The organism is Phenylobacterium sp. (assembly GCF_036263695.1).
GTDB lineage: Bacteria > Pseudomonadota > Alphaproteobacteria > Caulobacterales > Caulobacteraceae > Phenylobacterium.
Map to the genome: position 1 here is coordinate 1 of NZ_DATAGM010000301.1, position 12,982 is coordinate 12,982.

15 protein-coding genes are annotated in these 12,982 nt (G+C 72.2%); 10 read left to right on the plus strand and 5 right to left on the minus strand.

Annotated elements, in window-relative coordinates:
- Positions 1–122 precede the first annotated feature (122 nt).
- Both VHK87_RS12165 and VHK87_RS12170 read right to left on the minus strand, forming a co-directional pair.
- Positions 123–1,019: a precorrin-2 dehydrogenase/sirohydrochlorin ferrochelatase family protein gene (locus VHK87_RS12165; protein WP_329635160.1), complete on the minus strand. Its 897-nt coding sequence runs from the start codon at positions 1,017–1,019 to the stop codon at positions 123–125.
- A 45-nt stretch (positions 1,020–1,064) separates the two neighbouring features.
- Entirely contained in the window at positions 1,065–1,412 is a 348-nt protein-coding gene (locus VHK87_RS12170) for a c-type cytochrome (protein WP_329635161.1), read from the minus strand.
- Positions 1,413–1,540: 128 nt separating this feature from the next.
- On the opposite strand from VHK87_RS12170, the gene VHK87_RS12175 reads away from it, so the two are divergent.
- The gene (locus tag VHK87_RS12175) at positions 1,541–2,011 is read left to right on the plus strand and encodes a (2Fe-2S)-binding protein (RefSeq protein WP_329635162.1); all 471 of its coding nucleotides are present in this window, start codon (positions 1,541–1,543) and stop codon (positions 2,009–2,011) included.
- A 5-nt stretch (positions 2,012–2,016) separates the two neighbouring features.
- The gene (locus tag VHK87_RS12180; protein ID WP_329635163.1) at positions 2,017–4,182 is read left to right on the plus strand and encodes a xanthine dehydrogenase family protein molybdopterin-binding subunit; all 2,166 of its coding nucleotides are present in this window, start codon (positions 2,017–2,019) and stop codon (positions 4,180–4,182) included.
- A 73-nt stretch (positions 4,183–4,255) separates the two neighbouring features.
- On the opposite strand, the gene VHK87_RS12185 is transcribed toward VHK87_RS12180, so the two are convergent.
- Entirely contained in the window at positions 4,256–4,891 is a 636-nt protein-coding gene (locus tag VHK87_RS12185) for a nucleotidyltransferase family protein (RefSeq protein ID WP_329635164.1), read from the minus strand.
- 30 nt (positions 4,892–4,921) lie between these two features.
- On the opposite strand from VHK87_RS12185, the gene moaA reads away from it, so the two are divergent.
- From moaA to glp, 6 genes are read left to right on the plus strand one after another with little or no spacing between them, the layout of a single operon-like run.
- A complete protein-coding gene (gene moaA / locus VHK87_RS12190) occupies positions 4,922–5,947 on the plus strand; it encodes a GTP 3',8-cyclase MoaA (protein ID WP_329635165.1) in 1,026 nt (341 codons plus the stop codon).
- A 3-nt stretch (positions 5,948–5,950) separates the two neighbouring features.
- A complete protein-coding gene (locus VHK87_RS12195) occupies positions 5,951–6,196 on the plus strand; it encodes a MoaD/ThiS family protein (protein WP_329635166.1) in 246 nt (81 codons plus the stop codon).
- Positions 6,193–6,651 carry a molybdenum cofactor biosynthesis protein MoaE gene (locus VHK87_RS12200; RefSeq protein ID WP_329635167.1) on the plus strand — a complete coding sequence of 153 codons (459 nt, stop codon included), beginning with the start codon at positions 6,193–6,195 and terminating at the stop codon, positions 6,649–6,651. The genes VHK87_RS12195 and VHK87_RS12200 overlap by 4 nt, the downstream gene beginning before the upstream one ends.
- The gene (gene moaB, locus VHK87_RS12205; protein ID WP_329635168.1) at positions 6,648–7,196 is read left to right on the plus strand and encodes a molybdenum cofactor biosynthesis protein B; all 549 of its coding nucleotides are present in this window, start codon (positions 6,648–6,650) and stop codon (positions 7,194–7,196) included. Before VHK87_RS12200 ends, moaB begins: the two co-directional genes overlap by 4 nt.
- On the plus strand, positions 7,193–7,663 hold the full coding sequence (moaC, locus tag VHK87_RS12210) for a cyclic pyranopterin monophosphate synthase MoaC (protein WP_329635169.1): 471 nt from the start codon (positions 7,193–7,195) through the stop codon (positions 7,661–7,663). Before moaB ends, moaC begins: the two co-directional genes overlap by 4 nt.
- Positions 7,660–8,850 carry a gephyrin-like molybdotransferase Glp gene (gene glp / locus VHK87_RS12215; protein WP_329635170.1) on the plus strand — a complete coding sequence of 397 codons (1,191 nt, stop codon included), beginning with the start codon at positions 7,660–7,662 and terminating at the stop codon, positions 8,848–8,850. The genes moaC and glp overlap by 4 nt, the downstream gene beginning before the upstream one ends.
- Here glp and VHK87_RS12220 read toward each other — a convergent pair.
- A complete protein-coding gene (locus VHK87_RS12220) occupies positions 8,760–9,785 on the minus strand; it encodes an XdhC family protein (RefSeq protein WP_329635171.1) in 1,026 nt (341 codons plus the stop codon). The genes glp and VHK87_RS12220 overlap by 91 nt on opposite strands.
- A gap of 103 nt (positions 9,786–9,888) precedes the next feature.
- Here VHK87_RS12220 and VHK87_RS12225 point away from each other — a divergent pair, with 103 nt between their 5' ends.
- Positions 9,889–10,764 carry an aldo/keto reductase gene (locus tag VHK87_RS12225; protein WP_329635172.1) on the plus strand — a complete coding sequence of 292 codons (876 nt, stop codon included), beginning with the start codon at positions 9,889–9,891 and terminating at the stop codon, positions 10,762–10,764.
- Between the two features lie 46 nt (positions 10,765–10,810).
- Positions 10,811–11,518: a cytidylyltransferase domain-containing protein gene (locus VHK87_RS12230; protein WP_329635173.1), complete on the plus strand. Its 708-nt coding sequence runs from the start codon at positions 10,811–10,813 to the stop codon at positions 11,516–11,518.
- Here the strand turns inward: VHK87_RS12230 and VHK87_RS12235 are convergent.
- Positions 11,515–12,982, minus strand: a 1,468-nt coding sequence (locus VHK87_RS12235; protein WP_329635174.1) for a TonB-dependent receptor plug domain-containing protein, incomplete at its 5' end; no start/stop codon positions are given. The genes VHK87_RS12230 and VHK87_RS12235 overlap by 4 nt on opposite strands.

Here is a 12,982-nt window from a genome sequence, read left to right on the forward strand (position 1 = left end):
GAACCGCCCCCGCGCCAGCGCCGCCGCCGCGAGCACCGCCAACGGCAGGCCGAACAACGTCGCGGCCAGCGCGACCTGCAGCGAGAGTGCGACCGCGGCGAGGTCGTCCGCCGTCAGTCCGCTCACCTCGCCTCCGCCACGGGCGTGAGCTCGACGGTGACGCCCGAGGCCTTCAGCGCGCCGATCTCGTCCGGATCCGGCGGCCCGCTCGTGACCCGCACCACCCGCTTGCCTTCGGAGGCGAGCGCGGCAAGGCGCTCGGCGATGGCCAGGGCCGGCGTCAGCCGCTCGGCGTCACGGCGGGCCAGGGCCATGACGTCCGCGTCCACGGCCGGATCGGGCGCCAGCACGTCGGCGGCGGCCAGCGCACGGGCGGCGCGCAGCGTCAGCAGGTCGGCAGGTCCGCGCCCCCGGACGAACACCACCCGGCCCAGCGACGTCGGCCCCTCGGCCAAGGCTTGGCGGAACAGTGCGGCGGCCTCATCCATGTCGCCGGCCGCAGCGGCGGCGGCGGCCGGCCCCAGAAGCGCCTCGCGCAGGAAGGCGCGCCTTTGGTGCGGCTCGGGCAGGGCCCTGCGAACCTCGTCCTGGAACGTGCGGAACAGGGCGGCGACCCGGCCGGCGCCTTCCGGCACCCGGGCCTCGATGTCGCCGCGCAGCAGGGTGGCCAGCATGGGCGAGGCGCCGCCGGTGCCGACCGCGGCCACCACCTCGCCGCGGTCGATGACCGCGGGCGTGGTGAAGTCGCAGAGTTCGGGATGATCCGGCACGTTGATCAGCGCGCCGGCGGAGCGGGCGGCCTTCAGCGCCAGCTCGACGAAGTGGTCGTCGTCGGAGGCGATGAACACCAGTCGCGCGCCGATGTAGGCGTGGGGCTTCAGCGCCGGCGCGCCCTCCAGCCGCATGACCCGGGCGGGTGATCCCTCGAACAGCCGCGCCTTGGCCTCGGCGGCTTCGCCCGTGCCGGCGATCACCACCTTCTTGCCAGCCAGCGGGAAGTAGGCGGGGAAGGCGTCCATGGCCGAATCATAGACCCTGGACCCGCCGCTGACGAGTTGGCGGCGCTATTTCAGGGTCTTCATGTACCCGACGAGGGCCTTGCGGTCCTCGGGCTTGGCGACCTTGACCATCATCCGCGTGCCGGGCGCAAAGCCGGCCGGGTTGGCCAGGTAGGCGTCGAGGTTGGCGTCGGTCCAGGTCTGGGAGCTCTTCGCCTTCAAGGCCGGCGAATAGTTGAACCCCGGCTTGGACGCGATCTTCGCGCCGGCGACGCCCGAAAGCGTCGGGGCCAGCGGGCCCGTCGCCGCCTGGTGGCACATCTTGCACTGGGCGTTGAACAGCTGGGCGCCGTCCGCCGCCAGGGCGGGGGTGGCCGTCAGGCCGATAACAAGGGCGAAGATCGCCGACCGCATCCGAATGTCTCTCCCAATTTGCCGCACCCGGGCGGCGCTCCATACAGCCCCATCGCCGTCAGTCCCAGGTTAACGGCGCACCTGAACACCGTTAGGATTGCGCCATTGTGTCGTCGGGGAGGACGAGAATGGCCACGACCCTGGACGTGAACGGACGGCAGGTGCAGGTGACCGCCGCGCCGGACACCCCCGTTCTTTGGGTGCTGCGAGATGAACTGGGGCTGACCGGACCGAAGTACGGATGCGGGGTCGCGCTGTGCGGCGCCTGCACGGTGCTCGCCGACGGCCAGCCGATCCGCGCTTGCTCGACGCCGCTCTCGGTGATCGGGGCGATGAAGCTGACCACCGTGGAGGGCCTGGGCGGCCAGCACCCGGTGCAACAGGCCTGGGTGAAGCACGACGTCTCCCAGTGCGGCTACTGCCAGTCGGGCCAGATCATGTCGGCCGTCGCCCTGCTGACGACGACCCCGAAGCCGAACGACGCCGACATCGACGCGGCGATGGACGGCAACATCTGCCGCTGCGGGACCTACCAGCGGGTGCGCGCGGCCATCAAGGACGCGGCGGGCCACGCCCCCGCCGCCAAGGCCCAGGCGTGAGGACGATGGCGATGCCCCCCTCCACCAGCCGCCGCGGCTTTCTGATCGGCGCCACCATGACCGGCGGCGCCCTGCTGGTCGGCTGCTCGCCGGCCGATGCGCTCAGCGCCGGCAGCAACATCAAGCCTGGCGCCTTTGGGCCCTTCATCAAGATCGCCGCCGACGGGGCGGTGACCGTCGTCAACAAACACATCGAGTTCGGCCAGGGCAGCCACGCGGGCCTGGCCGCCATCGTCGCCGAGGAGCTGGGCGCCGACTGGGACAAGGTCCGCATCGAGCAGGCGCCGGCCAACGCCAAGCTCTACGCCAACCCTGCGCTGGGCCTGCAACTGACCGGCGGCTCCACCGCCATCGCCTCCTCCTGGGCGCCGCTGCGCCACGCCGCGGCCTCGGCCCGCGCGATGTTCGTGCAGGCCGCGGCGACTAAGTGGGGCGTGCCAGCCGGCGAGATCGCCGTCGCCGACGGCGTGGTCAGCCACACGGCCTCCGGCAAGTCGGCCGGCTTCGGCGAACTGATGGGGGACGCGGCCCAGGTGACCCCGCCGCAGTCGCCGACCCTGAAGGATCCCAAGACCTTCACCCTGGTCGGCACGGACCGGGTCCGGCGCAAGGACGCGGCGCTCAAGGCCACCGGCCAGGCGAGGTTCACCCAGGACGTGCGCCTGCCGAACATGCTGGTCGCCATGGTCGCCCACCCAGACCGGTTCGGCGGCACGGTGAAGAGCTTCGACGCCGCGCAGGCGCGCAAGGTCCCGGGCGTCGTGGACGTCTTCCAGGTCCCCACGGGCGTCGCCGTGGTCGCCGAAACCACCTGGGCCGCCAAGCAGGGACGCGATGCGCTGAAGGTCGTCTGGGACGACGCCAAGGCGGAAACCCGCGGCACCGACCAGCTGCTCGCTGAATACCGCGAGCTGGCGTCGGGCAAGGCCCCGCCCGAGGGCTTGAAGTGGGAGGCGTTCGAGACCCGCGGGACAGCGCCCGCAGCCGGCGGGCAGGTGTTGGAGGCGACTTACGACTTCCCGTACCTCGCGCACGCGGCCATGGAGCCGATGAACTGCGTGGCCGAGATCGGCAACGGGAAGCGCAAGCTGACCTTCGGCTCCCAGGCGCCGACGCTGGACCAGCTCAACGCCGCCAAGATCCTGGCCGCGCTGCCCGGCGCCATTGAGATCGAGACGGTTTACGCCGGCGGCTCGTTCGGCCGGCGGGCCAACTTCTCCTCCGACTACGTGGCCGAGTGCCTGCACGTGGCGAAGAAAACGAACGGTCGGCCCGTGAAGCTGGTGTGGACCCGCGAGGACGACATGGCCGCCGGCCACTACCGGCCGCTGGTCCACCACCGGGTGCGGGTCGTCACCGACGCCGAAGGCTTCCCGGTCAGCTGGACGCACCGCATCGTCACCCAATCGATCATGAAGGGCTCGCCGATGCCCGCGAAGGGCGTCGATCAAAGCTCAGTCGAGGGGGTGGGCGGCTCGCCCTACCTGACGGCGACGCCGCACGTGGACGCCCAGGTGCTGCATGCCGACGTAGGCGTGCCGGTGCTCTGGTGGCGATCGGTGGGCCACACCCACACCGCCTATGCGATGGAGCACACCATCGACCAGCTGGCCCGCAAGGCCGGCAAGGACCCGCTGGAATACCGCCGGGCGCTGCTCACGAAGGCCGGCGCGAAACGCCACCTGGCGGTGCTCGACCTGGTCGCCGAGAAGTCCGGTTGGACGAATCCGCTGGCGGCCGGCGTCAGCCGCGGGATCGCCGTGCACGAATCCTTCGGCTCAGTGGTCGCCGAGGTGGCCGAGGTGCAGATCGCCGACGGCGCGCCCAAGGTCGGGCGGGTGGTCGCGGCCATCGACTGCGGCACGGCCATCTCGCCGAACCAGGTCGCCTCGCAGGTGGAGGGCGGCGTCTGCTACGGCCTCTCGGCCGTGCTCTACGGCCAGATCACCCTGAAGGACGGCAAGGTCGAGCAGACCAACTTCGACGGCTACCGCGTGCTGCGCAATTCCGAGGCGCCGACGGTGGAGACCTACATCCTGCCGCAAGCGGCGGGCGCGCCCCCCACCGGCGTCGGCGAGCCCGGCACCCCGCCGATCGGCCCGGCGGTGGCCAACGCCATTCTCGCAGCGACGGGCCAGCCTTCGCTGAGCCTGCCGATGGTGAAGGCGTAAACTTCCCCGTCATCCCGGCCGGACTGAAGCGGAGAGGGACGCCAGAGCGGCGCACCCTGGGTCCCGGATCGGCCTATCGGCCGTCCGGGATGACGGCATTGAGATCCCCCCGCTCGTCCACGTCGAAGAGCACGCCGTCGTCGGGGGCGTCGACGAGGGCCAGCCGGTCGCCGAGGGCCTGGAGGACGGCCCTCGCGCCCTGATCGCCGGTGAGGGCGAGGAGTCGGGAGAATAGCGGCCGGCCGAGGAGCACGGGGTTGCCTCTGCGGCCCTGCCAGGCCGGGGCCGCGGCGGGGGCGCCGGCGGAGAGGGCGTCGGCGAGTTGGGGAAGGACCGCAAGCGGCACGCGCGGCATGTCGCCGAGAAAGACAAACGCGCCGGCGGCGTCCGCCGGCAGCGCGGCGATGGCGGTGCGCAGCGAAGCGCCCATGCCCTCGGCGTGTTCGGTCGCGTGGACGAGGCGCAAGCGTTCGGACTCGCCGGTCCGGTCGGCGAACGCCCGCGCCGCGTCGCCCACCGCCTCCGCATCGGCGCCGGTGACCACCCACACATCGCGGACCGGCCCGGCGAACGCCGCGGCCAGGGCGCCGTCGAGCAGTACGCCGTCACGAAAAGGCGCCAGCAGCTTGCCGCCGCCGAACCGGCTGCCTGTTCCGGCGGCCAGCACCACCGCTTCCAGCGCCTGCGTCCCGCCTGCCCCTGTCGCCAACCTGCGTTCCTCTCTATGTTGTCGTGCAGCATGACGCCCTACGACGCCTCGCCCGCGCAAGCCAAACCCCTGGTCGACGCCTTCGGCCGGACGGTGACCTATCTGCGCGTGTCGGTCACCGACCGCTGCGACCTGCGCTGCGTCTACTGCATGGCCGAGCACATGACCTTCCTGCCGAAGGCCCAAGTGCTCACCCTCGAGGAGCTGGACCGCATCGCCTCGGCATTCGTGGGGCTGGGCGTGAAGAAGCTGCGCCTCTCCGGTGGCGAGCCGCTGGTCCGCAAGGGCTTCATGACCCTGGTGGAGAGGCTCTCGCGGCACCTGGCGTCCGGCGCGCTGGAGGAGCTGACGCTCACCACCAACGGCACGCGGCTCACCGAATTCGCCGCCGACCTCGCCCGTTTCGGCGTGAAGCGGATCAACGTCTCGCTCGACACCCTGAAGCCCGACCTGTTCCGCACGCTCACCCGCGGCGGCGACGTCGCCAAGGTGCTGGCCGGGATCGACGCGGCCCAGGCCGCCGGCCTGTCGGTGAAGATCAACGCCGTCGCCCTGAAGGACGACAACGCCGCCGAACTGCCCGGCCTGATTGCGTGGGCCCATGGCCGGGGCCTGGACGCCACCCTCATCGAAACCATGCCGCTGGGCGAGATCGAGGCCGACCGCACCGACCAGTACCTCTCCCTGCGCGACGTGCGCCGCGAGTTGGAGAGCTTCTGGACGCTGGAGGACATCCCGCTCAACACCGGCGGCCCGGCTCGTTACGTCCGCGTCGCCGAGACCGGCGGGCGGCTCGGCTTCATCACCCCGCTCAGCCACAACTTCTGTGAAAGCTGCAACCGGGTGCGGCTGACCTGCACCGGCACCTTGCACACCTGCCTCGGCCGCGAGGACGCCTCGGACCTGCGCGCCGTGCTGCGGGCCGGCGGCAGCGACGCGGACCTGCCCGAAGCCATACGCCTCGCCGTCGACGCCAAGCCCAAGGGGCATGACTTTCAGATCGGCCGCGCGGCCGCGCCGGCCGTGGCCCGGCACATGTCGACCACCGGGGGCTGAGCCGTGGCCCGCGTCCTGCTGTTTGGCCCCCTTCGCGACCTCGCCGGCTGGCGCGAGCGTGACCTGGAGCCGCCGCCGGCCTCCATCGCCGAGCTGAAGCAGCGCCTCGCCGCCGAGGACGCCCGCCTCGGCGAGGCCCTGGCCGGAGCCGGCGTGCAGGTGGCTCTGGACCAGCAGATCGTGCGCGGTGATGCGCAGCTCTCGGCCAGGTCCGAGGTCGCCTTCCTGCCGCCGATGAGCGGCGGATGATTTCCCTGCAGCCCGAGCGATTCGAACCGGGCGCGCTGCTGACGCGCTTCGCCCAGGGTCGCTTGGAAACGGGCGCGGTGGCGACGTTCACCGGCATCGCCCGGGCGGAGAAGGGCGAGACGAAGATCCTGGAGCTTGAGGCCTATCCAGGCTTCACGGAGGCGCAGATCGGCAAGATCGCCGAAGAGGCGCGCCGGCGGTGGGCCCTCGACGACCTGCTGATCGTTCATCGCGTGGGCCAGATCGAACCCGGGGAGCCGATCGTCTTTGTGGCGACCGCCTCGGGCCACCGGCGTGAAGCCTTCGAGGCCTGCGACTTCCTGATGGACTACTTGAAGAGCCGCGCCCCGTTCTGGAAGAAGGAGCACGGCCCCGCAGGCGCCCGCTGGATCGAGCCCCGGCCCGAGGACTATGCGGACGCGGCCCGCTGGGATGCTGAACAGGAGACCTCATGAACGCCCTCCTTCCCGGCGGCAGGATCGACGAAAGCCGGCTGTTCACCCCCGTCCGCATCGCCGTGCTGACCGTCTCCGACACCCGCGACGAGGCCACCGACACCTCCGGCAAGCTGCTCGGCGAGCGGGTGACCGGGGCCGGCCATGTGCTGGCGGAGAAGGCCATTGTCCGGGACGACATCACCCTGATCCGCGAGCAGGTGAAGGCCTGGGTCGCCTCGCGCACCATCGACGCCATCGTGACGACCGGCGGCACCGGCATCACCGGCCGGGATGTGACCGTCGAAGCCCTGCGCCCGCTGTTCGACAAGGAGTTGGACGGCTTCTCGGTGGTGTTCCACCTGGTCAGCTATCAGTCCGTGGGCCTCTCCACCCTGCAGTCGAGGGCCTGCGCGGGCATCGTCGAGGGCGTCTTCGTCTTCTGCCTGCCCGGCTCGAACGGAGCGGTAAAGGATGGCTGGGACAAGGTCATCGCCCCCCAGTTGGATTCCCGCCACGGGCCCTGCAACATGGTCGAGCTGATGCCGCGGCTGCTGGAGCAATGAGCCGCCTGACGCACATGGACGAGAGCGGCCGGCCGGTGATGGTCGACGTCTCGGGCAAGGCCCACACCACCCGCGTCGCCGCCGCCGCCGGCCTCGTCCGCATGAAGCCCGAAACCAAGGCGCTGGCCGTCTCCGGCGAGGCCAAGAAGGGCGACGTGCGCGCCGTGGCCGAGATCGCGGGCATCATGGCCGCCAAGAAGACCAGCGAGCTGATCCCCCTCTGCCACCCGCTGGCGATCAGCCAGGTCGAGGTCCGGGTCGAGCCGGTGGACGAGGGGCTGGCCGTCGCCGCCCGGGTCCGCACCACCGGCCAGACGGGCGTCGAGATGGAGGCGCTGACCGCCGTCTCGGTGGCCTGCCTGACCATCTACGACATGCTCAAAGCCGCCGAGAAGGGCATGACCATCGAGGCCGTGCGCCTGGTGGAGAAGTCCGGCGGCGCCTCGGGCGACTGGCGCGCCGAATGAGGCTGCTCACCGTCGACGACGCCCGCGCCCGGATGCTGGCGCAGGTGTCGCCGCTGCCCGCGCAGAGCGTTCCGCTGACCCAGGCCGCCGGCCGGGTGTTGGCCGAGGATGTCGCCGCCCGCCGCGACCAGCCGCCGTTCGACGCCTCGGCCATGGACGGGTGGGCGGTGCGCGCCGCCGACACGCCCGGGACCTTGCGGATCGCCGGCGAGAGCGCAGCGGGCCACGGCTACGAAGGCGCGCTCGGGAAGGGCGAGGCGGTGCGGATCTTCACCGGCGCGGCGGTCCCCGCCGGCGCCGACGCGGTGGTGATCCAGGAGGATGCGCAGCGCGACGGCGGCACGGTGCAGGTCCCGCAGGCTGAGCCCGGCGCCAACGTCCGGCCGCGCGGCGGGGATTTCAAAGCCGGCGCGGCGCTGCTCTCCAGAGGCGTTCGGCTGGATCCGTGGCGGCTGTCTCTGGCGGCCTCCGCCGGGCGCGCCGAAGTGTCGGCCGCCCGCCGCCCCCGCGTCGCCGTCCTCTCCACCGGCGAAGAGATCGTCGAGGCGCCGGCCGAGCCGGGCCCGTTCCAGATCTACGACTCCGGCGCGCCGGCCCTGGCGGTGATGATCGAGGCGTGGGGTGGGGACGTCAGCCGCCACCGCCCGGTCCGCGACGAACTGGAGGCGGTGATCGCCGCCATCCGCACCGCCGACGCCGACCTCGTCGTGACCGTCGGCGGCGCCTCGGTGGGCGACCACGACCTGGTCCGCGCCGCCGCCGGCGTCCTCGGCTTCCAGCCGGTCGTGGAGAGCGTCGCGGTGCGGCCCGGCAAGCCCACCTTCTTTGGGACCCTGGGCGATGGGCGCCGCTTCCTGGGCCTGCCCGGCAACCCCGCCTCGGCCTTCGTCTGCGCCGAGCTGTTCCTGCGGCCGATCCTGTCGGTCTTGCAGGGCGCCGATCCGGGCTTGCCGATCGTGTCAGCTCGTACGGCCCAGCCGCTGGCCGCCAACGGCCCGCGCGAGCACTGGATGCGGGCCAGGCTGTCCTTCCAGGAGGGCGAACTCCGCGCCACCCCCTATCGCGACCAGGACTCATCCCTGGTCAGCGTCTTCGCTCAGGCGGACGCGCTGCTCCGCCGGCCCGCCGGCGCTCCGGCCGTCGAGGCCGGCGGGCTCGTCGAGGTGCTGCCGCTGGCCCGCGCATAGCGCAGGGCGGTGATCTCGCCGATCACCGACACCGCCACCTCCCACGGGGCCTTGGCGCCGCCGAGATCCAGCCCGATCGGCGCGTGCAGCCGCGCGATGGCGCTTTCCGTCACGCTGCTGGCGCGCAGCCGCGCCAACCGCTCCGGCAGCCGCGCCCGCGCGCCCAGCAGGCCCACATAACCCGCGTCCGACGGCAGCGCCGCCCGCAGCGCCGCCTGATCGGTCTCCAGGTCGTGGGTCGCCACGGCCACCGAGGTCCAGGCGTCCAGGCCGACGCTCGCCAGCGCCTCGCCCGGCTCGCCGCGCAGATAGGCGACTCCGGGGATCGGCGGCGGCGTCTCCGGGCCCTTCGGCCGGATCAGGCTGGTCTCGAAGCCTGCCTGCGCGCCGAGCGCGGCGATGGCCAGCGCCGCCGGATCCCAGCCCACCACCACCAGGCGCGGGACCGGCTCATAGGGGCGGGTGATCGCCTCCTTCCACATGGTTGCTTCGCCCGGCGGGCCGCAGACCCGGCGCTTGCCGTCGCTGACCCACAGGGCCGGCCGGCGCGCGGCGGTCAGGCGCAGCAGCTCAGCCAGCGCCGCATCGTCCGTCGCCACCCGTTCCAGGAAGACCTCGATGCGTGCGCCGCAAAGCAGGCGGATGTCCGGCCAGGGGCTGCCCTCGCCATAGACCAGCCGCCGCGGCTCCCCATCCTCGAGGCACTGGGCGGCGTGGCCGGCGATGTCGCCCTCCACGCAGCCGCCGGAAAAATAGCCGGCGACCAGGCCCTCGGCGAACACCATCTGGGTGCCGACGGGCCGCGGCCCGCCGCCCTCCAGCGCCACAAGCGTCGCCAGGACCAGCGTCTTTCCAGAGGCTTGCGCCTGGACCAGCACCGGACGCACGTCCTCGGCCAATCCAAAGGTCGGCCACTCGGGCAAGGGGTCCAGCATGGTGCGACTTAACTTCCGATTCAGGCTTCAGATACGGGTTCTTTATCCCTTTGGACCAAGGTGGCCCTGCAACCCCTTACTTACTACGGGCGACGGCCAACCGATGAATTCTCCTCTCGCAAAGCTCGGCATCGGCACCGCCCAGTTCCCCCTGGAAGACGGTCCCGGGCTGCGCGGCCGCTCGCCTGCCGAGCAGGTGAAGGACATCCTGCAGATCGCCGCCCGTGCGGGCCTTGGCGTGCTCGACATCGGCACCCGTGCGCCCCAGAACGAGGCGACGCTCGGCCAGCTGATGCCCCGTCCCGTGCCGTTCCGCGTCGCCGTCTCGACCGTGCGCGCCGATAAGGGTCCGGACGTGGTGGAGCGCGAGATGATCGCCAGCCTGCGCCGCCTGGGGATCGACAGCTGCGACACCGTGCTGGTGCCCACCGCCTCCGACCTGTTCGGCGACAACGGCCTGGCGCTGTGGACGCGCCTGCTGCGCCTGAAGGATCAGGGCGTCTGCAAGAAGATCGGCTTCACCGTCTTCGCCTCGGACGATCCCGTGGGCCTGGCCCGCCGCTTCCGCCCTGACGTGGTGCAGGCGCCGGCCAGCCTGCTGGACCAGCGGCTGCTGGTGAACGGCGCCCTGGCCGAGATCGCCGGCCTCGGCATCGAGGTCCACCTGCGCTCCATCTTCCTCAACGGCCTGCTCTTCCTGCCGCCCGACCGGGTGCCCTCGCAGTTGAAGGGGGCCGCCGCCCGCATCTCGAGGGCCCGCCGGCTGATCGCCGAAGGTCGCTCGGACCCGCTGCAGGCCGCGCTCGGTTTCGCCCTGTCGCGCCCCGAGGCCGCCGCCGTGCTGGTGGGCGTCACCTCTCCCGCCGAGCTCTCCGCGGTGATCGCCGCGGCCTCCAGCCCGCCCCCCGACCTCGACTGGGACGACATGGCCCTGGACGATGCGTCGGTGATCGACTCCCGGTCGTGGGCGGCGGCTTAAACCTGGCCCCACCGCTTCCGGCGGGGCCCCTCTGGAGCCCCAGCCGATGATGCTCGCTATTTTGCAGGTCCGGATGACCACGCTGCGCCTGCCCGGCAAGGCGATGGCCCCGCTGCGCGGCGAGCCGATGGTCTGGCGCCAGCTCGAACGGATTCGCCAGGCCCGCAGCATCGACAAGATGGTGGTCGCCACCAGCGACGAGCCGGCCGACGACATCCTGGCCAGCTTCCTCGTCTCCCGCGGCCAGACGGTGTTCCGCGGCTCGGCCGCCAACCTCACCGAGCGCTTCATGCGCTGCGTGGACGCGGCGGGCCCGGTGACCGGCGTCGTGCGGCTGAAGGGAGACTCGCCCTTCGTCGACCCAGGGATCATCGACGCCGCGGTGCGCAAGGCCCGCACCAGCGGCGCGGCCTACACCTCGAACCGTGTGCAGCGGACCTTCCCCAAGGGCCTGGAGGTGGAGGTCGCCGCCGCAGCCGCCCTTTGGGACTCCGCCGGCCTGAACGATGCAGCCACCGCCGCCGCCGTCTCGCCCATGGCCCAGCTGCGCGCCCGGCCGGATCGCTATTCCCAGGCGCACCGGCTCGCCGCCCGCGACTGGTCCAGCCTCGACTGGCGCATCAAGACACGCGCGGACCTGGCCTTCGCCGAAGCCGTCTACGGCGCCCTCCACGCCGCCGACCCCGACTTCTCCATGGCCGACGTCCTGGACGTCCTGCAGGGACGCCAGGACATCGCCCGCTGGGCGGCTTAGTCGCTGACCCGCACCCCCACGAACACGCTCCGCCCCGGCTCGCGGTAGCCAAAGGCTTCCTGGTAGCGGGCGTCCGCCAGGTTCTCGATCCGGCCGGTGAGGCTGATCCGCTCGGTGAGCTTCCACGCGCCGGCGACATCGGCGACGACGAAGCCCTTGCGGCGCACCCGCGAGAACCCGTCGAGGTCGGTGTCGGCCTGGCTGGACTCGCCGCGGACCGTGAGCGCGCCCGAGAGCCGATCGCCGGACCAGAACAGGCTGGCCGAGCCCGAATGGTCGGGCACGCGCAGCAGGCTGGCGTCCGTCGTCACGTCGACGGCGTCGGTATGAGCGTAGGCGAGACGCAGCGACAGCTGGTCCGTGAGCCGTCCCGTCGCCTCGGCCTCCAGCCCTTCCGAACGGGTCCGGGCGATGTTGACGTAACGCCCCGCCACGTAGGCGATCTGGTCCTTCACGGTCAGCCGGTAGCCCGTTAGCGCCGCCGACCACGCCCCGTCCTCGGCCCCCCAGCCGAGGCGCAGGTCGTAGCCCTCGGCGGTCTCCGGCCTGAGGTCCAGCGCGGGCCCGGCGGGGAAGCAGAAGTCGCAGACCAGTTGGCTGAGGGTGGGGGTCTTGAACCCCTGGCCGCCCGACGCGGTGGCCGTGAACCCGCCGCCCAGCTCCGCAGCCAGGGCGAGCCGCCCGGTGGTTTCCGAGCGATAGGCGTCCGGATCGTCATGCCGCAGGCTGGCGGTGACGCTGACCGGCCCCAAGCGCGCGCGGCCGACGGCGAAGGCGGCGGTGGTGGAGAGGTCCGCGCCGGTGCGGCCGTCGAGATCGGCGGCGATCTCCTGCCGTTCGGCGCCCAGCACCACGGCCCAGGGATCCTCCGTGCCGCCCCGCTCCGCCGTCCAGCGCCAGACCTCCCGGTCGGCGGCGTAGCGCGAAGGAAAGTCCGAGACGTTGGTGCGCGTCAGGTCCGACAGCCCCAGGCTCAGTTTATGGGTGAAGCCCATCGGCCCATCGGCGCTGACGCGGCCAAAGCCCGACCACGCTCGGCTCTTGTTCAGGTCCGACGTGTCGCCGAGCACGAACAGCGGCGGCGCGAACCCGTCGATCTCCACCTCGGCCGAGGTGTAGCGGATCCGCCCATCGAGACGGATCGCGTCGGTCAGGTCGGCGCGAGCGTAGGCCGAGGCGGTGACGGTCTCGAAGGCGTCGTCCTCCGTCCCCGCCTCCGCCTTGGAGATCCCATCGGTGCGGAAGCCCGTGACCGAGCCGCCGAAGGCGTAGCGGTCCGACCGGCGACCGCCGGACAGCGCGCCGCGGGCCGTCCCGTAGCTTCCGCCCTCGGCCTCCAGCGCCCAGCCGTCCATCTCGCGGGTGTGGAAGGCGATCACCCCGCCGATGGCGTCAGAGCCCCAGAGCGAGCCCTGGGGTCCTGACAGCAGCTCCACCCGCTCGATGTCGGCGAGCTGCAGGGAT